This window comes from Streptomyces oceani, from assembly GCF_001751245.1.
GTDB lineage: Bacteria > Actinomycetota > Actinomycetes > Streptomycetales > Streptomycetaceae > Streptomyces > Streptomyces oceani.
Window position 1 is genome coordinate 25,773 of record NZ_LJGU01000130.1, and the last position, 20,674, is coordinate 46,446.

The 20,674-nt window shown below is 69.9% G+C and carries 13 protein-coding genes; 11 read left to right on the forward strand and 2 right to left on the reverse strand.

Annotation, left to right across the window (positions count from 1 at the left end; all coding sequences use genetic code 11):
* Nucleotides 1–34: 34 nt before the first annotated feature.
* Nucleotides 35–1,261: a beta-ketoacyl-[acyl-carrier-protein] synthase family protein gene (locus AN216_RS16160; RefSeq protein WP_244502493.1), complete on the reverse strand. Its 1,227-nt coding sequence runs from the start codon at nt 1,259–1,261 to the stop codon at nt 35–37.
* Nucleotides 1,258–1,503: a phosphopantetheine-binding protein gene (locus AN216_RS16165; RefSeq protein ID WP_070197395.1), complete on the reverse strand. Its 246-nt coding sequence runs from the start codon at nt 1,501–1,503 to the stop codon at nt 1,258–1,260. Before AN216_RS16165 ends, AN216_RS16160 begins: the two co-directional genes overlap by 4 nt.
* A gap of 294 nt (nt 1,504–1,797) precedes the next feature.
* Here AN216_RS16165 and AN216_RS16170 point away from each other — a divergent pair, with 294 nt between their 5' ends.
* The 11 genes from AN216_RS16170 (at nt 1,798) to AN216_RS16215 (ending at nt 20,387) form a co-directional block, all read left to right on the forward strand.
* Entirely contained in the window at nt 1,798–2,763 is a 966-nt protein-coding gene (locus AN216_RS16170) for a beta-ketoacyl-ACP synthase III (RefSeq protein ID WP_070197396.1), read from the forward strand.
* A 71-nt stretch (nt 2,764–2,834) separates the two neighbouring features.
* Nucleotides 2,835–3,098, forward strand: a complete 264-nt coding sequence (locus tag AN216_RS16175; protein ID WP_070197397.1) for an acyl carrier protein — start codon at nt 2,835–2,837, stop codon at nt 3,096–3,098.
* Complete coding sequence (locus tag AN216_RS16180) at nt 3,095–5,062, forward strand: aminotransferase class I/II-fold pyridoxal phosphate-dependent enzyme (protein ID WP_070197398.1); 1,968 nt, start codon at nt 3,095–3,097, stop codon at nt 5,060–5,062. Before AN216_RS16175 ends, AN216_RS16180 begins: the two co-directional genes overlap by 4 nt.
* A gap of 5 nt (nt 5,063–5,067) precedes the next feature.
* Nucleotides 5,068–6,684 (forward strand): amino acid adenylation domain-containing protein, encoded by a 1,617-nt coding sequence (locus tag AN216_RS16185; protein WP_079166651.1) that lies wholly within the window; start codon nt 5,068–5,070, stop codon nt 6,682–6,684.
* Between the two features lie 16 nt (nt 6,685–6,700).
* Nucleotides 6,701–13,444: a type I polyketide synthase gene (locus AN216_RS27225; protein WP_079166652.1), complete on the forward strand. Its 6,744-nt coding sequence runs from the start codon at nt 6,701–6,703 to the stop codon at nt 13,442–13,444.
* Nucleotides 13,437–14,519 carry an NAD-dependent epimerase/dehydratase family protein gene (locus AN216_RS16195; RefSeq protein ID WP_079166653.1) on the forward strand — a complete coding sequence of 361 codons (1,083 nt, stop codon included), beginning with the start codon at nt 13,437–13,439 and terminating at the stop codon, nt 14,517–14,519. The genes AN216_RS27225 and AN216_RS16195 overlap by 8 nt, the downstream gene beginning before the upstream one ends.
* Nucleotides 14,506–15,345, forward strand: a complete 840-nt coding sequence (locus AN216_RS16200; protein WP_070197399.1) for a thioesterase II family protein — start codon at nt 14,506–14,508, stop codon at nt 15,343–15,345. Before AN216_RS16195 ends, AN216_RS16200 begins: the two co-directional genes overlap by 14 nt.
* A 12-nt stretch (nt 15,346–15,357) precedes the next feature.
* Complete coding sequence (locus AN216_RS16205; RefSeq protein ID WP_070197400.1) at nt 15,358–16,446, forward strand: SAM-dependent methyltransferase; 1,089 nt, start codon at nt 15,358–15,360, stop codon at nt 16,444–16,446.
* An 18-nt stretch (nt 16,447–16,464) separates the two neighbouring features.
* On the forward strand, nt 16,465–19,161 hold the full coding sequence (redH, locus tag AN216_RS16210) for an undecylprodigiosin ligase RedH (RefSeq protein WP_070197401.1): 2,697 nt from the start codon (nt 16,465–16,467) through the stop codon (nt 19,159–19,161).
* 34 nt (nt 19,162–19,195) lie between these two features.
* Nucleotides 19,196–19,735 carry a Rieske (2Fe-2S) protein gene (locus tag AN216_RS27230; RefSeq protein WP_079166654.1) on the forward strand — a complete coding sequence of 180 codons (540 nt, stop codon included), beginning with the start codon at nt 19,196–19,198 and terminating at the stop codon, nt 19,733–19,735.
* A 130-nt stretch (nt 19,736–19,865) separates the two neighbouring features.
* Nucleotides 19,866–20,387 carry a hypothetical protein gene (locus AN216_RS16215; protein WP_139140940.1) on the forward strand — a complete coding sequence of 174 codons (522 nt, stop codon included), beginning with the start codon at nt 19,866–19,868 and terminating at the stop codon, nt 20,385–20,387.
* Nucleotides 20,388–20,674: the final 287 nt, after the last annotated feature.

The following is a 20,674-nucleotide window of genomic DNA, read 5'->3' on the forward strand; positions in this document are numbered from 1 at the left end:
CTGGGGCGCTCGCGGCGCTCGGGGGCTGTGGTGCTCAGGCAGCGGTGATGATCAGCACGGCGTTCTGTCCCCCGAAGCCGAACGAGTTGCTCATGGCCACCTCGGTCTTCTCCGTACGGGGCTCCCCCGCGACCACGTCCAACTCGAGCGCGGGGTCCTGCGCTCGGAGGTTCGCGGTGGGCGGGATGGTCGAACGCTCGATGGCCAGCACGGTCAGGGCCGCCTCGATCGCTCCGGCCGCCCCGAGCGAGTGGCCGAGCACGCCCTTCGCGGAGGTGACCGCCGCGTGGTCGCCCAGGAGTCGGCTCAGCACCCGCGCTTCCACCGCGTCGTTGAGAGGCGTGGACGTGCCGTGCGCGTTGACGTGGGTGACATCCCTCGGCGTCACGTCGGCCTGCGCCATGGCGGTTCGCATCGCGCCGAGTACGGCTCCCCCCTCGGGGTCCGGCGCCGTGAGGTGATGGGCGTCGGCGCTGGCGCCGTAACCGGCGAGCCGAGCGCGTACCGGGGCATGGCGAGCACGCGCGTCCGCCTCCCGCTCCAGGACCAGCACTCCGCTGCCCTCGCCGATCACGAAGCCGTCCCGATCCCGGTCGAACGGCCGGGAGGCGGCGGCCGGTTCGTCCGTACGGCGGGAGAGCGCGCCCATCTGCGTGAAGCCGGTCACCAGCGTGGGATTGACCGCGGCCTCGGCACCACCTGTGACCACCACGTCGCAGGCGTCCTCGCGCAGCAGTTGCGCGGCCGTGCCGATCGCGGTGGCGCCGGAGGCGCAGGCCGTGGCGGTGACCAGGTTCGGACCGGTCGCCCGTAGGTCCATCGCCAGGTTTCCCGCCACCATGTTCGGCACGAGCATCGGGACCATCAGGGCGGACACCGACTCCGGGCCGGTCTCCACGAGCCTGCGATGCTGGCTTTCCCAGGTCGACACCCCGCCGACTCCGCAGCCGATGACGACACCGACCCGGCTCCCGTCCCAGGCGTGTGGGTCGAGGCCACTGTCCGCCACGGCCTCGCGGGCAGCCACGACGCCGAGCTGGACGAATCGGTCCTGGGTCAGCGCGCTGCGCCGGCCGATGTGCCGGGCCGGCTCCAGGTCCGGCACCGTACACGAGATGTCCACGGGCAGGCCGTCGAGGGAGGATGTCCGCGCCCCGGTCGACTCGCCCCGACACACCCCCTGCCAGGTGCTGTCCGTGCCGATACCGGCGGCCGTGACCAGGCCCAGACCGGTGATGGCCACCACGGGGGCGGGGCTCACGACGTCGTCGCCGGTGCCTGGTCGTCGATCAGGCCGACCGCGTGCTCGATGGTGTCCGTCGGCGAAGCCGCGTCCTCGCTGATCTGCACGTCGAACTCGGACCGCATCACGAGTAGCAGCTCGACGAGGAACAGCGAGTCCATCTCGAGCTCCTCGAAGGTGACATCCGGTCGGATCTCGGCGCGGTCCACCGCGAAGCGGTCGACAAGCAGATCGACGAGCTTGTCGTACGTAGCGCTCATAGCTGTGCTCTGCCTTTCCGGAAGGGGGATCGCGTGCGCACAGCGGCCGGTGACCGCTGGGGCGACACGTTGCCGTAAGTCTGACCGTTCCGGCTGACCACCCGCTGACGAGTCGCTGACCCGCGGCTGGTCAGCGCCTCGTCAGCGCCTCGTCAGGTGCCGGCGGCAGACTCGTCCGAGATCCGGCAACCCCGGCCGCAAGCAAGCGAGGAGCGTTCGCGTGGTTCCCTGTTGTCGTAGTAGCACGCCCTCTCCGAGATCGGGTCCCGCACCCCGTCGCTGGAGCAGCGCCCGATGAGTCCCGTGGCCGTACTGGCCGGCATCGGCAGCCGACTGCCGCCCCGACTGGTCACCAACGACGAACTGGCGGCCCGCCTCGACACCTCCGACGAGTGGATTCGCTCCCGGACCGGCATCGCTCGTCGCTACTTCGCCCCGGATGACATGCAGACCTCCGACCTGGCAGCTGCCGCCGGTGCCGAGGCACTCAAGTCGTCCGGCGAGTCGCAGGTCGACACCGTCGTGGTGGCGACGACCACGCCGGACCGGCCGTGCCCCGGCACCGCGCCGACCGTGGCCAGCAAGCTGGGCCTGGGACAGCCCGCGGCGTTCGACGTCTCGGCCGTCTGCACCGGCTTCCTGTACGCCCTCGCCAACGCCGCCGGCCTGATCGCCTCGGGCGTTTCCGAGCGGGCGCTGGTGGTCGGGGTGGAAACGTTCTCCCGGATTCTCGACCCGACCGACCGCGGCACCTCGACCATCTTCGGTGACGGGGCTGGCGCGGTCGTGCTGCGCGCTGGCCGTCCTGACGAGCTGGGTGCCCTGGGCCCCTGCACGCTGGGCAGTGACGGCGAGGGCGTGGACCTCATCACCGTTCCGGCCGGACCCGAGGCGCGGTACTTCACCATGCAGGGCAAGCGCGTCTTCTGGCTCGCCGTCCAGCGTATGAGCCAGTGCGCGCAGGAGGTTCTGCGCCAGGCCGAGTGGCGTACGACGGACGTCGACCATCTGGTCAGCCACCAGGCCAATCAGCGCATCACCTGGCAACTCGCCGACGAGATCGGCATCCCGCGGGAGCGCAGCGTCAGCAACATCGCGGAGGTCGGCAACACCGCCGCCGCGTCGATACCGCTCGCCCTCGACCACGCTCGGGCCGAGGGTCTGATCAAGGCCGGAGACCGACTCCTGCTCACCGCGTTCGGCGGCGGCCTCACCTGGGGAGCCGCGGCGCTGCGCTGGCCCGCCGTGGGCCGGGGATGAGGACACAGGTCGCCGCGCGTCGCCGCAACGAGCCATCGCGTACGGGCTCAAGGACCGAACCGAGGACACCCATGTCTCCAACGAAGCTCATCACCGACTACATCGCCGACGCCTGGATGGACGGCGATGCGGACGGACTCGAGCCGCACACACCGATCGCGGAACTCAACATCATCGACTCGGCGGGCATCTTCGACCTCGTCCAGTACCTGCAGGACGAGTTCCGGATCACCGTCCCGCTGCGCGAGGTCTCACTGAGGAACTTCCGGTCCGTGCAGACCATCTGTGACCTGGTCGAGCGACTGCGGAAGGACGAGGGAGGCACCGCGGCATGACCGACGTGGTCAGCAACCAACAGCCGGCGTCCGTTCAGCAGCAGATCGTGGAGATCATCGCCTCCCGCACGCTCTACGACGAGTCCCACCTCCGGCCGGACAGCCACTTCGAGGGCGAGTTGGGCATCGACTCAGTCATCCTCGAGTCGATCCTGACCTCCGTCCAGGAACAGTTCGCCATGGAACGCCCCCTTCCGGGAGACCTCACGACCGTCCGGGACCTGGTCGACGCCGTCGTGGACGTCACCGGCGGAGCGTCCGGGGCGCCGGCCGGTACAGCCGAGTCCGTGGAGCGGGCTGAGCCGACGCCCGCACCGCGGCCGGCCCGGGACGCGGAGGCGACGGAGGGCGCCGACCGGGTGCTGGAAGCCGTCGTCTCCAGCACGCTCCGGCATACCCAGTACCAGCGCCACCAGCTCGATCTGGACGCCGACTTCGAGGGGGAGCTGGGCATCGACTCGGTGCTCCTCACCGCGATCCTCACCGAGGCGGCACAGACCCTGGGCAGGGCCCATCCCGTAGCGGACGGGGACACCACGGAGGTCACGACGCTGCGCGCGCTCGCCGCCCGACTCGCCGCCGTTCCCGCACCGGGCAGCAGCACTCCGGGCGGCACACCGGACTCCGTGTCGGACGACGCTCCGGGGCGGGAGTCGCCATCCCGGCGGAAGGACACCGAGGAGGGCTGGGACGGCCGCTCGATGAAGGACTTCGTCGAGCAGCGCGACGCGGACCTCTTCACCAAGACCCGCAGCTTCGGCGTCTACCTTCGCGGACGCGAACGGGAACGGCTCTACTGGTACGGAATGCCGCTGCACTCCCGGTGTGCCAACCGCGCGCTCATCTTCGACGAGTTGGCCGGTCGAAAGCGCGAGTTCCTCATGTTCGCGTCCAACAACTACCTCGGCCTGGCCAACCATCCCGACGTCGTGCAGGCGGTCTGTGACGCGACTCGTGCGTACGGCGCCACGCACACCGGTTCCCGGTTCATCGGCGGCACCAACATGCTGCACAAGGAGCTGGAGCGGCGCCTGGCGGCCTTCAAGCAGCGCCCGGCGTGCATCGTCTACCCAGGCGGCTACTCGGCGAACCTCGGCTCCATCTCCGCCCTGGTCAAGAGCTACGACACACTGGTGGTCGACAAGCTCAACCACATGAGCATCGCGGACGGGGCCAAGCTCTCCGGCGCCACACGCCGGATCTACCAGCACAACGACATGCGGGACCTGGAGCGGGTTCTGCGCCGCAACGCCGAACAGACCAGGGGCGGCACGCTCGTCGTCGCGGACGGTGTGTTCAGCATGCACGGCGACCTCTGCGACCTCCCCGAGATCGTCCGACTGGCCAAGGAGTACGGCGCCCGCGTGATGATCGACGACGCGCACGCCACCGGAGTCCTGGGGGCCCATGGCGCCGGTACGGCCGAACACTTCGGTCTCAAGGGCGAGGTGGACCTCGAACTGGGGACCATGAGCAAGGCTCTCGCCGGGATGGGTGGCTTCGTCGTCGGCGAGGAGGAGGTCGTCGAGTACCTGCGCTTCTACTCCAACTCCTACGTCTTCGCCGCCAACGTGCCGGCGGGCGTCGCAGCCGGGCTCATCGCCTCCATCGACGTGCTGGAGGCCGAACCGGAACGCCTTGAGTCGCTGTGGACGAACATCCGCGTCCTGCGCGGCCTGCTGCGGGACGCCGGATTCGACCTGGAGAGGTCCGACAGCGCCATCCTGCCCCTGGTCATCGGTGACGAACGCAGGGCGATGGAGATGGGGCGGGCGGTACGCGCCCGCGGCCTCTTCTGCCAGACGGTCGTCTACCCCGGGGTGCCGATCGGCGACGCGCGCCTGCGGGTCAGCGTGACCAGCGAACACACTCCCGAGGACCTGGCCCTGGCCGCGGAGATCTTCGTGGACGCCGCGCGGGAGACCGGTGTCCTGCTGTCCGACGGTCGAGCGAGCGGAAGTTGACCAGCATGATCTCCTGGACCTCGACCACCCAGCCGTCCCGAGCGGTCGTCCACCTGTCCTCGACGGTCGTGGAGGCCCACGCCGACCGGCCCGCGTTCGTCGGCACCGACCCCGTGACGTACGGGGAGTTCAGCCAGCGGGTGGACCTGCTGGCCGCGCGACTGCTCGACCTCGAGGTGCGGCTCGGGGACCGGTTGGCCATCTGGATGGAAAAGAAGCCTCGATACGCCGAGGCCATCCTCGCCGCCCTGCACGCCGGTTGCGCCTACGTACCGCTCTACGGTGCTCAGCCGATCGGCCGGGTCACGGGCATCCTGGCGGATTCCGAGCCCACGGTGTTGTTCACCGAACCCACCCGGCTGGACGCGCTGGGACGGAGCGAGTTGCCCGCGTCCCTGCGGGCGATCGTGGTCGACGGGACCGAAGCACCCGACCAGGTCAGCGGTGTACGGGTGTGGAGGTGGGCGGACTTCGTGCGCCTCGCGGCCGGACGCGTCACCCTGATGCCCACGCCGGCACCGGCAGACCTCGCGGCCGTGCTCTACACCTCCGGCTCGACCGGTGCCCCCAAGGGCGTACGACTCTCACACCGCAACCTCACCAACTTCGTCGACTGGGCCCGTACGGAACTCGATGTCGGAGCTGACGACGTCTTCGCCAACCACGCCTCCTTCAACTTCGACCTCTCCACCTTCGACCTCTTCACGGCCCTGGCCGTGGGAGCCGCCGTCTGGATCGTCGGTGACGACCAGGTACGGGACGTGTCAGCGCTCTCCGAAGGCATCCGGGAGCACGGCGTCACCGTGTGGTACTCCGTGCCCTCTGTCCTCAACCTGCTGTCGTCCTCGGGCTGCCTCACCGCCGACACCGTACGAAGCCTGCGGTACGTCCTCTTCGCCGGTGAGGAGTTCCCCGTGCCGCAACTGAGGGAACTCGTCGGGCGGCTGAGTTCGGCCACGGTCCTCTACAACCTCTACGGACCGACGGAAACCAACGTCTGCACCTTCCACCGGGTGCGCGACGCGGACCTGCGGCGCGAGGCGCCCGTACCCATGGGAACCGCCATCACGGGCGCGCGGGTGCGAGTGGTGGACCACAACGGACACACGGTGACGGACTCCGACACCATCGGCGAACTGATCGTCGAGGGCGAGTGCGTGACCCCCGGCTACTGGCGGCGGGACGGCGAACCGGCCGCCGAAGGCCATGCCCAGGGGCGGCACCACACCGGCGACCTGGTGAGCTACGACCAGGAGGGCCTGCTCGTCTATCGCGGACGCCGGGACCGGATGGTCAAACTGTCCGGCTACCGCGTCGAACTCGGGGAGATCGAGGCCGCCGTGCTCGAGCACCCGGACATCACCGACGCCGCCGTGGTGGTCGAGGGCAGTGGGACACAGGCCCGCCTGGTGCTCTACCACACCGTGCGTACGGGAGCCGACGGCCCGAAGCTGCTGCAGATAAAGCAGCACTGCGCCGACCGACTCCCCCACTACATGTTGCCGCACCTGGCAACCCGCCTCGACCAGCTGCCGCGGAACGCCAACGGGAAGACCGATTACCGCCGTTTGCACCGCGGCCTGGCCCACTCCACCTCAGACCCCGCGGGCACTGCCCGGTAACCCGACGGAGACGATCTTGACTGCACTCCCGATCGAGAGGCTCTGGCAGGGAACCGAACCCACGACGGTCGCCGCCCTGCTGCGGCGTCGGCGGGAACTGGCGCCGGACGCGCTCGCCTACCGCTTCCTGCGGTCGGCCGAGGACACCGGTGCCACCCTCACGTACCGCGAGCTGGACCTCCGCGCCCGCACCATCGCCGCGTACCTGCAACAGCGGGGGCTCGGCGGCCAACCCGTCCTGCTGCTGCACCCGCCCGGGCTCGACTACATCTCCGCGTTCTTCGGCTGTCTGTACGCCGGAGCCCTCGCCGTGCCCGCCTACCCGCCGCATCGCGCACGGTTCGGGCAGAGCCTCGCCCGACTCTCCGCCGTGGCCCGGGACTCCGGCGCCACCCACGCGCTCACCACCCGCGACGTACGGGATACGGCCGAGGCCAAACGCGGCGAACTCGCCACCAGCGGCCTCGACCAGTTGCACTGGGTGGCCAGCGAGCAACTGGACACCGCCCAGGCCGAGGCGTGGGAGGCCCCGGGCAGCGATCCCGACGCGCTCGCCTTCCTGCAGTACACCTCCGGCTCGACGGCCGCTCCCAAGGGAGTGATGGTCAGCAACGGGAACCTGGTGCGCAACCTGCGGGCGATCCACCTGCGGCTGGGTCACGACGAGGAGTCGGGGGTGGTCTCCTGGCTTCCGCCCTACCACGACATGGGCCTCATCGGTGGCGTCCTCACTCCGCTCTACGGCGGGATCCCCGCCCACCTCCTGGCTCCGCTGACCTTCGTGCAACGGCCGCTGACCTGGCTGGAGACGCTGTCCAGCACGGGCGCCTCGACCAGCATCGCGCCCAACTTCGGCTTCGAGCAGTGCCTGTGGCGCGTCACCGAGGAGCAACGAAACGGACTCGACCTGAGCCGGTGGCGGGTGGCGGTCAACGGCGCCGAGCCCGTCCGTGCCGACACCCTCGAGCGCTTCGCCGAGACCTTCGCCTCCTGTGGCTTCGCTCCGGACGCGCTGCTGCCGTGCTACGGCCTCGCCGAGGCCACCCTGATGGTTTCCGGCATCGGAGCGGACCAGCGCTGCACCATCGGTGACTTCGACGCCGGCGCGCTGGAGACCGGCACCGCCGAACCGCCGCAGACCAGCACCTCCCGCACCACGCGGGCGGTGAGCTGCGGGACCGCCGTCGACGGCGTCGAGGTGGCCGTCGTGGACTCCCGCACCCAACGTCGTACCCCGGGGGGGACGGTGGGCGAGATCTGGGTATCCGGCCCCGCGGTCGCGTACGGCTACTGGCGGCGACCGGAAGCGACGGCGGAGACCTTCGGCGCCCGGCTGCACGGCGATTCGGAGAACGACTGGCTACGCACGGGCGATCTCGGTTTCCAACGGGACGGCGAGCTGTTCGTGACCGGCCGTACGAAGGACGTCGTGATCGTTCAGGGTCGCAATCTCTACCCGCAGGACGTCGAGCTCACCGCCGAGAAGACCACCGACGGCATCCGCCCCGGTAACGGCGCGGCCTTCGGCGTGCCCACCGAGGCAGGCGAACAGCTGGGCCTGGCCTACGAGCTCAGCGCCCGGCACACCGGCGACCCCGCGGACCTCCTTGCGGCCCTGCGTACGCGCCTCGCCGAGGAGCACGAGACGACGCCGCACACGATCGTCCTCCTCAAGCCGTCCACCGTACCGGTGACCACCAGCGGCAAGATCCAGCGCCAGGCCACCCGGCAGGGCCTGCTCGACCTGGAACTCACCGTCGTGGCGGCGAGCGTCGTACGAGACGTGGCCCCGGCGGACACGCGCTCACAGGACGCCCGCCGGGAGGACGCTCCCTCGGCCCCGTCGGCTCTCCCGGCCGCGGAACGACGCTCGCACGTCACCAGGAGCGTGCTGTCGGCCGTGGCCGAGCAGTGCACAGGCGACGGTCCGCGAGAGGACGAGGAGCGGTCCTTCGCGGAGTTGGGCCTGGACTACGCCGCCCTGCTGGACGTCCTGCGCACGGTGGAGCGACGCCTCGGTGTACGGCTGCCGGCCGGTGACCTGCTCGTCCGCCCGTACGTGGGTACTCTCGTGGAGCTGTGCCTGCCACCCGAGGAACCCGCCGGTTCCCCGCCCGGGAGCGAGGAGATCGAGTCCTGGCTGGCCTCCCGGGTCGCCGCCCGGCTCGGCCTGCCGACCTCGACCGTCGACACCACCGCACCGTTCGTCTCCCTCGGACTGGACTCCAAGCAGGCCGTGGCACTCGCGGGCGAACTGGGCTGCTGGCTGGGGTCGGATCTCTCGCCCGGGCTGGTCTTCGACCACCCGACCGTCCGACAGGTGGCCGAGCACCTTGGGCACATCGCGGCGGCGCCCGGGCCCGGTGCCGACGCTCCGTCACCCGAGGCGGCGTCGGCCGGTTATGCCATACCGGCCGCTCAGGATGCGCTGGCGGCCGGAGCCCGGCCGGCCGACGCCAGCGGGCACGTCGACGCCGCCGAGCCGATCGCCATCGTCGGAATCGGCTGCCGGTTCCCCGGCGCTCCGGAGGTCAACGGCTACTGGCGGCTGCTGCTCGACGGCCGTGACACCGTGACGGAGACCCCGCTGGACCGTTGGGACGTCAATGAGGTGAACGCCCCGGCGTACGGCGGATTCCTCGACCATGTCGACGAGTTCGACGCCCGCTTCTTCGGAGTCTCCGCACGCGAGGCCCAGCGGATGGACCCGCAGCAGCGGCTGCTTCTCGAGGTCGCCTGGCAGACCCTCGAGGACGCCGGGATCGCGCCCGCCCGGCTCGCCGGGACCAACACCGGCGTCTTCGTCGGCATCAGCAGCCACGACTACGGAGAGCTGCAACTGCCCTATCCGGACAACGTGGACGTCTACTCCGCGACCGGCAACGCCCAGTCGGTCGCGGCCAACCGGCTCTCCTACTTCTTCGACCTGCACGGTCCGAGCCTCACCGTCGACACCGCCTGTTCCTCCTCGCTCGTCGCCGTGCACGCCGCCTGCCAGGGAATCCGTAACGGGGAATGCGACGTCGCCCTCGTCGGCGGGGTGAACCTCATGCTCGCCCCGGGGCTGTCCGCGGCCTTCGCGGACGGCCGCATGCTCAGCCCCAGCGGGCGCTGCCGCACCTTCGACGACGCCGCCGACGGTTACGTACGCGGCGAGGGCGCCGGGCTGCTGTGCCTCAAGCCGCTCTCCGCGGCCCGTGCCGAGGGCGACCGGATCTACGCCACCATCCGGGGCTCCGCCGTGGGGCACGGTGGTCGCAGCAACGGCCTCACCGCGCCCAGGGGCACGGCCCAGCGCGCCGTGATGGCCGGCGCGCTCGCCCGCTCCGGGCTGCTGGCCAATGAGATCGACTACGTCGAGGCGCACGGCACCGGCACGACCCTGGGTGATCCTGTCGAGTGGGAGGCACTCGCCGACCTGTACGGCCGTGACCGGCCGGCGGACCAGCCCTGTCTGGTCGGTTCGGTGAAGACCAACCTCGGCCATCTCGAAGCCGCGGCGGGCATCGCGGGGCTCATCAAGGCGGCCCTGGTCGTCCGGCACCGTGAGGTGCCGCCGCTGCTCCACCTCACGACCCCCAACCGCCATCTGGACTGGGACGGCGCCGGCCTCGCCGTACCCGTACAGCCCTGCGGGCTGCCCAGATCCGCCGGGGAGTCGGCGCGAGCGGGAGTCAGTTCCTTCGGCTTCGGCGGCACCAACGCGCACGTGATCGTCGAGTCTCCCCCCGCGTCGACCGAAGAGGTGCCATCCGTGACCACGCCACGCCCAGCGCACACGCTGTGCCTGTCGGCCCGCACCCCGACGGCCCTCACCGCGCTGGCCCAGCAGTACCGTACGCATCTCGCCGCGCACCCCGGCACGTCCCTGGCCGACCTGAGCCACTCGGCGAACACCGGCCGGTCGCATCTGCCGCATCGTGCCGCCCTCACCGTGAGCACCCGGGAGGAACTCGACACCGCACTGGACCGGTTGGCCCACGACGAGCCGTCCACCGCCGCGGTGCGCGACCACGTGGTGCGGACGTCGCCGCCCAGGGTCGGCTTCCTCTTCAGCGGCCAGGGCACGCAGTACGCCGGTATGGGCCGGGAGTTGTACGAAGCGCACCCCTCGTTCGCCCGGGCCCTGGACCAGGCGGACGAGACGCTGCGCCCGCTGCTGGGCACCTCGCTCACCGACGTGCTCTTCGACCCGGCACAGGCCGAGCGGCTACAACGCACACGATGCTGTCAACCGGCCCTGGTGGCGCTCGAGATGGCCCTGGCCGAACTCTGGATGTCCCTCGGAGTACGCCCCACCGCGCTGCTCGGTCACAGTGTCGGGGCGTTCAGCGCGGCGTACGTCGCCGGCGTGCTCTCCCAGGAGGACGCGCTGCTGCTGGCCGCCGAGCGCGGGCGCCACATGGACGCGCAGCCAGGCGAGGGCACGATGATCGCGTGCGTCGGCGACCCGGACATCGTCCGCTCGGCCGCCGCCGACTACGCCTCGGTCAGTGTCGCCGCCATCAACACACCAACTCACGTGGTGCTTTCCGGAGCGGCCGAGGAGATCGCCGAGCTTCGTTCGAGCCTGCCGGAGCGGCAGGTCAGCGTACGCCCGCTCGCGGTGTCGCATGCCTTCCACTCCAAGCTGATGGCCTCGGCGGCGGCCCCACTGCTGGACGTCGCGGCGGGAGTGCGCTTCCAGAAGCCCCACACACCGTGGATCTCGGATGCCACGGGGCGACTGGTCACCCAGGTCGACGCCGACTACTGGGTGGAGCACATGCTGGGCACGGTGCGGTTCGCCGACGGCTTCGACGAGATGATGCGGATGGGCTGCACCGCCTTCGTCGAGATCGGACCACATCCCACGCTGCTCAACCTAGGTCGCTCGACGGCTGCCGCCCGTACCGAGACGCGGGCCGGGGACGTCGAGCACGCCGTCCCCGAGGAGGCGCGCGAACCGGCGGCCCTGTGGCTGCCCTCGCTGCGCCGGGGCAAGGACGAGTGGGTAACGCTGCTGCAGTCCCTGGGCCGCCTCCACTGTGCGGGCGGCGAGGTGGACTGGACGGCGCTCGACCGGGAGCACCATCGCAGCCGCGTGCCGCTCCCGCACACGGTGTTCGAGCGTCAGCGGTACTGGCTGGCGGCCCCGGAAGGGGCTCCGGCGCGCCCGGCCCCGGTGCCCGTGGGTCCGACCGCCCCACCAGCCGCGGTCAACGCTCCGCCCACACCACGGTCCGTACGCTCCGTGGTACTCGACGGTGTCTCACTCATCTGTGGATTCCCCGTCGAGCAGATCGCTCCGGAGGCCAGGATCGGCATGGACCTGGGCTTCGACTCGTTGATGCGTACCGACCTGCAGCGGCGCCTCCAGACGCACTACCCGCACGAGGCGGAGCAACTGCGGGAGGGACTACCCGAGGACCCCACCGTGTCGGACCTCGTCGAGCGGCTCGAGGCGGCCGGTGCCGCACCAGCGGCCCCTCGGGCCACCGCCCCGCCGGAGCCCGTCCCGTCCGTGGCCAACGCACCGGCCCCTCCCAGCACTCCGGCGGCTCCGGAGACGGCGCCGCCGCCGGTGAAGCAGGAGAACGCGATTGAGGAGTGGGCCGAGTACGCCGTCCATCTGGACCGGCTCCAACAGATCGGCAGCAGCGGCGCCAACCCCTACGGCCGGGTTCATGAGGGCTTCAACTCGGGCTCCACCACCATTGAGGGACGGCGGGTGATCAACTTCGCGTCCTTCAACTACCTCGCCTTGTCCAACCACCCACGGGTGCGCCAGGCGGCCAAGGACGCCATCGACCGGTACGGCACCTCCAGTTCCGCGACCCCACTGCTGTTCGGCGAGACACCGCTGCATCACGAGCTGGACGCCGAGATCGCCGCGTTCCTCGGAGTCGACAGGGCGATCGTGTTCGCCGGGGGCCATGCCACCAACGTCGCCGCGGTGGGACATCTCTTCGGTCCCGAAGACCTGGTGGTGCACGACGAGTGGATTCACGACAGCACGGTGCGCGGCTGCATCCTCTCCGGCGCCCGTCGAAGGCCCTTCCCGCACAACGACTGGGAGGCGCTGGATCGCATCCTGCGAGCCGCACGCGCCCGACACCGGCGTGCGCTGGTCGTCATCGAAGGCGCCTACAGCCAGGACGGCGACATCCCCGAACTCCCACGGTTCATCGAGGTCAAACAGCGCCACAACGCGATGCTGATGATCGACGAGGCGCATTCCATCGGCGTGCTCGGGGCCACCGGTCGTGGCCTCGGCGAACACTTCGACACCGACCCCGCCGACGTGGACCTGTGGATGGGCACCCTCAGCAAGGGCATCGGCAGCCTCGGCGGCTACATCGCCGCTCGTGGCCCGATCATCGAGTACCTCAAATACACCACTCCCCTGCACATCTTCTCCACCGGGATCTCGCCGGCGAACACCGCCGCCGCCCTCGAGGCCTTCCGGGTCATTCGGGACGAGCCGGAGCGGGTGCGCAGGGTGCGGGAGTTGGCCGAGTTCTTCCGTACGAGCGCCCGCGCACGGGGCTTCGACATCGGCGTCTCCCGTGCCTCCGCGGTCATCCCGGTCATCACCGGTGACTGGGAGAAGACCATGGCGCGCTCCAACGCGCTGCTCGAGCAGGGCGTGAACGTCATGCCGATCGGCTATCCGGCCGTGGCCGCCGACGCCTGCCGCCTCCGATTCTTCGTCAACGCCGACCACAGCGAAGCCGATCTCGAACGCTCCCTCGACCTGCTTGGTGAGACTCATGGTTAAGCACAGCGACAACTCCCCCACCGACGAAGGGGCCACCACACCCGGCGGCGGCAGGCCCGGCAGTGACGGTCCCGACGTCCTGGTGACCGGCGCCAGTGGCTTCATCGGAGGGCATCTGACCCGTCGCCTGAGCGAACTCGGGCACCGGGTCCGTGTGTTGGTCCGGGAGGGCAGCGACCGCTCGGCCTTCGGCGACGCGGCGGCCGAGATCACGGTCGGCACGATGTGCGACCCGGACAGCGTCCGCCGCGCCGTGCGGGGCGTCGCACGGGTGTACAACTGCGCCGGCATGTCCGCCGACTGGGGTCGCTGGGAGGACTTCCACCGCGCCAACGTGGACGGGCCGAGAAACATCGTGGAGGCCGCGGGGGCGGCCGGCACGGTGCGCCGAGTCCTGCACCTGAGCACCACCGACGTCTACGGTTATCCGACCCGTCCCGGTGCCGAGGACACCCCGCCCAAGGACATCGGTCTGCCGTACAACCGCAGCAAGCTGCTGGGGGAGCGCGCCGTGTGGAAGGCCGCCGCGGACACCGGGGTGCCGGTCACGGTCATCCGGCCGGTGACCGTCTACGGCCCGGGCAGCAAGGACTTCGTGATCGAGGTCGGCAACCTGTTGGTGCGGAAGCAGATGATCCACATCCGCGGGGGCGAGGTGCCCGCCGGTCTCCTCTACGTCGACAACGCCGTCGAAGCAATGATCAACGCGGCGAGCACCGAGGAGACGGCCGGCAGGACGTACAACCTGCGCGATCCCGAGCTGACGACCTGGCGCGAGTACGTCTCCGCTCTCGCCTCGGGCATCGGTGCACAACCGCCCGCCATCAACCTGCCCGCCTCGCTGGCCACCGTCGTGGCCACGGTCTCCGAGAAGCTGTACGGCGCCCTGCGCGTCAGTTCCCGGCCGGTACTCACCCGGCACACCGTCCACCTCTTCAACCGCGACCAGTCGTACGCCATCGACCGCGCCCAACGGGACTTCGGCTTCAAGAGCGCGGTCGACTTCCCCGAGGGGATGCGGCGTACTATCGCCTGGCTCGACTCCGCGGAGGGACGCGAACGTGTCCCCCGCTGAGGTGTGGGACACCGCGGCCACGTGGTTCCCGTACCTCGGCTCCGCCGGTACCGCCGGCCAATCCGGCCAGTCCAGCGAGGCCGAGGTGGTGCTGCTGTGCCTGCACTACGCCGGCGGCACGGCCGCCACGTACCGCCAGTGGGGGCAGGCGCTGGGTGACCGGGTGCGGGTGGTGCCCGTACAGCTTCCGGGGCGAGGCACGCGACTGGGTGAGGAGCCGTACGACTCGGTCGCCCCCTTGGCGGCGGACCTCGCCACCAGCCTCGCCACGCACGGACTCACCCGCGACTACGCGCTCTTCGGCCACAGCATGGGGGCTCTCCTCGCGTACGAGCTGGCCTGTGAGCTGCGGGACCGCGGCACGGAGGAGCCTCGGCACCTCTTCGTCTCCGGCAGCCGGGCGCCGCACCTGTACGGCGACCGCACGGACCACCGGCTCTCCGATCCCGAGCTACGGGCACTGATCCAGGAACTCGGCGGCCTCGGCCACGTGGAGGAGACCATCGGCACCGCCTACTTCCGTCGCCGGCTGCCGATTCTGCGAGCCGACCTGCGGATGTGCGACACGTACCGCTGGCGCCCCCGTCCTCCGCTGGGGTGCCGCATGACGGCGTACTCGGCGACCGAGGACCCCATCGCCTCGACGACCGAGGTCGAGGCATGGCGCGCCTACACGTCGAGTTCGTTCGTGCGCCGCCACTTCCCGGGCGGCCACTTCTTCCTGTCCGACGACCCCGCCAGAGCCCGGCTGTTGCGGGACCTGCGCGGTGAACTGAACCGGCCGCACGGCGTCCCGGTCACCCACACCCAGCCCGCCACCACCTAGGGACACGTATCGATGGACATGCAGAGTCTCGCCAGGAGCATCACCGGCCGCGCCCCGGGGCCGATCCCCGACGTGGCCACCATGGGACGGATCTTCAGCAACCCTCGTATGCCGTTGCTGTTGGCCCTCTCGAAGGGCGTCGTCGAGCCGACCTACCGGGCGGCGTTCCTCTCCTCCGCCGCTGGTTCCGGCGTCCTGCGCTGGCTCTCGACGCGTCCGTGCGACGTGGCGAGCCTCGCCGAGAAACTCGAGGTACCGCACGAGGACAGGAGCCGACTGCGCGACTGGCTGGAAGTCGGCGTCCGGCTGGGCGACCTCCGCCGCCGCGAGGGCTGTTACACGCTCCGGAGCCTCTCGGCCAAGGCCCTCGCGAAGGCCGACAACGACGCCCTCGCCGCCGCCCTCGAGGAGGTCATGCGCTTCCACCTGCCGGTATTGCTGAACGGACCCCGCATGCTGCGGGAAGGCCGACGGTTCTCCCTCAGCGACCAGGACGGCGCGGTCATCGCCCGTGCCAGCCTGGTGGTGCGGCCGCTGGTGGAGGAGGCGATCTCAAGCGTCCTGGATCGCGGTACTCCGCTGCGCCTTCTGGAGGTCGGGTGCGGCAGTGGCGTCTACGTCAAGCACGCGGCCGAACTCAACCCGAGGCTCACAGCGCTGGCCGTGGACCTGCAGGCGGAGGTCGCTGACGAGGCCGCCAAGAACATGGTCGAGTGGGGCCTCACCGACCGTGTGGAGACCCGGCAGGCCGATCTCCGCGATCTCTCGCTGCAGCCGCAGTTCGACCTCGTCACCCTGCACAACAACATCTACTACTTTCCGGAGAGCGAGCGGGTGGCCGTACTGCGGAAGGCCCGTTCCCTGCTCACGCCCGGCGGAAGGCTCCTGCTCACCAGCGCCTGCCGGGGCGGCAACATCGGGATGGAGGTCCTGAACCTCTGGTTCCGGCATGCCGACTTCGGTGGCGCGCTGCCACGCGAGGACGAGCTCGTGGCGCAGCTAGAGCGTGCCGGCTTCTCCGACGTACGGACGAACCGGGTCGTTCCGGGCGAGCAGTTCCGTGCTTTCACGGCCAGCAACACCCACCCCACTCAGGTCTGAGCGTCCAGGAGACGAACCATGCAGAGCACCGAATCGGCGAGGCGCGAGTCCTCCGCCACCAGTCACGTCGTCGTCCTCGACGGCAAACGGCAGCCGGGCCTCAGCAAGCTGGGCGGCAAGGCGTCCCAACTCGCCGAGATGACCGGAGCGGGGCTCCCCGTACCACCCGCCTTCTGCCTCACCACAGAGCTGTTCGACGCGTTCCTCCGGGAAACCGGTCTGGAGGGGAAGGCACGGGACGCCGACAGCCGTACCGTCCGGGAGTTGCTGCTCGCCACCGAGATCCCGAAGAAGCTGGCCGAGCCCGTCCTGAGCGCCTACGCGGAGCTGGGTCGTCCGCGGGTCGCGGTGCGCTCCTCGGCGATCCGCGAGGACTCCGCCGACCAGTCCTTCGCCGGCCAGCACGACACCGTCCTCGACGTCTCCGGCGACACGGACCTGCTCGACGCCGTACGCCGCTGCTGGGCGTCTTTGTGGTCCGACCGGGCGACGGCCTACCGGAACGACGACGAACCCCACGGGTCGATCGCCGTCGTGGTGCAGCAAATGATCCACGCCGAGGTCAGCGGAGTGCTGTTCACCGTCGACCCGGTGAGCGCGCGACCGAGCCGCCTTGTCGTCGAAGCGTGCCAGGGCCTCGGTGAGGGGCTGGTATCCGGGCGCGTCTCCAGCGACTTCTTCGTCGTCGACGACCGCACGATGGAGGTCGTGGACGAGCGCGTCCGACACAAGGTCACCAAGTGCGCGCCCCTGGAGCCGGGAAAGATCGGCATGACCAAGGTGGACGCGGCCTCCCGTAACGTACCGTGCCTGTCGCACGAACAGCTCGGCGAGCTGGCCCGCCTCGCCACCCGGGTCCGGGAACACTACGGCGCCGAGCAGGACATCGAATGGGGCTGGCTGGACGGCGCCTTCCACCTCTTCCAGACCCGCCCGATCACCACACGACCCCCGACCGACCCGGCCGCGGTGACCACCGGCAGCAACACCCCGTACACCAGTCCGCAGAAGGACACCATCCGGAAGGGCACCCTCTGGTCCCGGATGGACATCGGCGAGATCTTCGTCGGCCTGATGACCCCGCTGGGGCTGAGCTTCGCGCGTTACTACCGGGAAAACGTGCACCGCGACTGCGCGACGGCCGTGGGCGTGCGCGACACCGGCGAGCCGGAGCAGCACATGGGCTTCCTCCAGGGGCACGTCTACCTCAACATCTCCTTCACCTCGTACATGCTGGGTCAGTGCCTGCCCACCCGTGACCAGCGCCGCTTCACCGCACGGTTCACCAGTGAGGAGACGGACCTCGGCACCTACGAGAATCCGTTCGGCACCTTCCCCGGCGGGGTCGAGGAGGCACTGTCCACCGCCTACTGGCTGCGCAGCACCGTCGCCGAGATGACGCGGATGCAGGCACGCTCCCGAGAGATGTCCCGCTCCCGGCTCTACGAGTTCGACCGTGCCCGTCAGCTGGACCTGACCGCGATGAGCCAGACCGAGTTGCGCACCGAACTGAACCGCTATCTCGGCTATTTCCACGACATGCACGTCGGCTACATGCCCTATTACATCAACGCCTTCGGCTTCTACGGCGTACTGAGCGAACTGTGCGCGCGATGGCTGGGCGACGAGGGCGCCAACCTGCAGAACCGCATCAAGACGGACATGTCGAGCCTGCGCACCGTGGAGTCCGCCAAGGACGTCTGGGCGGTCGCCCAGGCGGCCAAGGAACGTCCACGGGTGCTGCGGATCATCAACGAGGAGCCACTGGAGCACATCACCCGGGCACTGCGCGACGACGAGGAGGGGCGTGCCTTCTGGGACGCCCACGTCGAGCCCTTCCTACGCGCCAACGGCGCCCGTGGCCACCAGGAGATGGAGATCAGCCACCCGCGCTGGATCGACGACCCCTCGTACATCTTCCAGATGATCAGGAGGTACGCCGCCGACGGCTTCTCGGTGGACGACATCCTCCAGCGCGGCAGCAGCTACCACGACGCCTCCCGCGACGCGCTGGCCAAGCTCTCGCTGCCGAAGCGCAAGACCATCGAGACCGTCATCTCCCTCTACGGGCTGTGCAGCGAACTTCGGGAGAACACCAGGATGTCGATGGTGACCTCGATCTGGCTGGTGCGGAACGTTGTCTACGAGGTGGGCCGACGACTGGTGGAGCGCGGCGTCCTGCACTCCCTGGACGAGGTGTCCTACCTCGACTTCGAGGACGTACGGTCCTACCTCGCCGGAAACGCCGAGGAGCTCGCCGCTTTCGACCGGAGGAGCATCGACGAGGCACGTCGGCTGCACGAGTACCACAAGCGCCTGCCGGAGCCGCCGCTCACCTTCGTCGGGGAGCACGACGTCAACCGTGCCGTCCGCGCCCCGGTGGACGGCACGAAGCTGCACGGCCTCGGCTCCAGCCCGGGAAGGATCGTCGGGCGGGCCCGCATCGTGGAGGACCTCGTCTGGCAGGCCGACGAGTTCCAGGCCGGCGAGATCCTCGTCACCCGCTACACGGACGCTTCATGGACGCCGCTGTTCGCGATCGCGGGCGGGGTCGTCACGGACATCGGCTCCATGCTCTCGCACAGCTCGATCGTGTCACGCGAGTTCAACGTGCCCTCGGTGGTGAACACCAAGCACGCGACACAGGTCGTCAACACCGGAGACATGGTCGTGGTGGACGGCGACACCGGCACCGTCGAGGTCGTCGAGGGATGAGGAGCCCCCAAACCGAGCACCCGCAAGCCCGGTCATGGAAGGTGAGGAGACACGAAATGATTTCCCATCAGTAGTAGCCCATCTGCGGGTCGAGGACTTACGGAGCGACAAGCCCACCGAGGCTCGCAGGCTGGGGAAGAACATCATCGTGTGGCGCGACCTGGACGGCCGACTCGTCTGCCAGGACGCCCGCTGCCCGCACAAGGGAGCGCACCTCGGAGACGGTCGGCTCAGAGGCGCCTCGGTCGAGTGCCCGTACCACGGTTTCCGCTTCGAGACGGACGGTGCGTGCGTGTCCCGGCCGTCGGGAGCCAGGGCCGCATCCCGAAGTCGCTGCGAATGGCGAACTATCCCGTCCGGGAACGCTGTGGCCCGGTCTGGATGTGGTGGGGAGACGACCGGGACGAGGCCAGTCTGTCCGAGGTCGACGTCCCGCCCGAGGTCGCCGACCTGCCGATGCTCTACGAGACGGACTCGTGGACCCAACCGGTGCACTACACCCGTTACATCGAGAGTCTGTTGGAGTTCTACCACATCCCCTGGGTGCACCGGGGTCACTGGTTCAACTACATGAACTACGTCGGCCTAGCCGGTACGCTGCGCAATCTCGGGCTGGACGGCCGGAGAGGCACGTGGCCGCCACGATGGTCGACAACCGCCGCCTGTCGGTGGACGGCACCACCCTGTGAGCGTCCTTTGACCAGGTGGAAGAAGGCGACCCGTCGAACTGCACGCATTTCGAGGTGGTCTTCTCCTTCCCCTGCATGGTGCACATCGTCAGCAACCAGTTCGGGACCACGATCTGGATGCCGTCCATCGACGAGGGGGACACGCGGGTGTTCTTCCGGTGGTACGAGAGCCGTTCGCTCAAGCCCGTCCTCCGGTCAAAGACGCTGCGACGGGCCCTGCCGAAGGCGGCGCTCTTCGTGCGGAAGCGGGTCCAGGAGCGCATGCGCATGGTCTATCGGCGGGAACCGGAGATCAGCGCTCGGGGCGTCGACAAGTTCGTCTCCGCGGACGAGATGAACGCCAAGTATCTCGCGATCCGCGACAAGTTGCTCCGGGAAGCGGCCGCGGGCGACGCTGAGGAGGCCAGTGGCACCAACCCCGCCCGACGACGCCGAAGTAGCCGCCACCGAGGAGGAGGTCAGCGGCGGTGCGGAGCCGGTCAGCCACGGCAACGGCAACCAGGGCTCGTCGAACGGCCGGCGTCCGAAGGGCTCTGACGAGGACCTGGGTCCCGTACCAGCCAGCGACGAGGTCGCACAGTGGTCCGGATCCCGCGTGGAGGCACGCCCCTGATCCCGTGTCGCTGGTCTCCCTGTCGCTGGTCTCAGGGTGCCGCTGAACCACTGCCGCGCACCGACGGGACCTGAACGGCGCTGCGGCGCGGCGAGTACGGCTCGCCCGCCGCAGCGCCGTGGCATGTCCGGGGCGACCACGTCGGGGTATTCACGACCCGTACTGAGCGGCAGGCACGCCGTCGACACAGGCCTACCGTGCTCGTGGACGG

Excerpts from the sequence above, each read along its gene's own strand:
- AN216_RS16165 (WP_070197395.1), bottom strand. The coding sequence starts at position 1,503 with ATGAGCGCTACGTACGACAAGCTCGTCGATCTGCTTGTCGACCGCTTC.
- AN216_RS16180 (WP_070197398.1), top strand. The coding sequence starts at position 3,095 with ATGACCGACGTGGTCAGCAACCAACAGCCGGCGTCCGTTCAGCAGCAG.
- redH (WP_070197401.1), top strand. The coding sequence starts at position 16,465 with ATGCAGAGCACCGAATCGGCGAGGCGCGAGTCCTCCGCCACCAGTCAC.
- AN216_RS16170 (WP_070197396.1), top strand. The coding sequence starts at position 1,798 with ATGAGTCCCGTGGCCGTACTGGCCGGCATCGGCAGCCGACTGCCGCCC.
- AN216_RS16205 (WP_070197400.1), top strand. The coding sequence starts at position 15,358 with ATGGACATGCAGAGTCTCGCCAGGAGCATCACCGGCCGCGCCCCGGGG.
- AN216_RS16185 (WP_079166651.1), top strand. The coding sequence starts at position 5,068 with ATGATCTCCTGGACCTCGACCACCCAGCCGTCCCGAGCGGTCGTCCAC.
- AN216_RS27230 (WP_079166654.1), top strand. The coding sequence starts at position 19,196 with ATGGAAGGTGAGGAGACACGAAATGATTTCCCATCAGTAGTAGCCCAT.
- AN216_RS16175 (WP_070197397.1), top strand. The coding sequence starts at position 2,835 with ATGTCTCCAACGAAGCTCATCACCGACTACATCGCCGACGCCTGGATG.
- AN216_RS16195 (WP_079166653.1), top strand. The coding sequence starts at position 13,437 with ATGGTTAAGCACAGCGACAACTCCCCCACCGACGAAGGGGCCACCACA.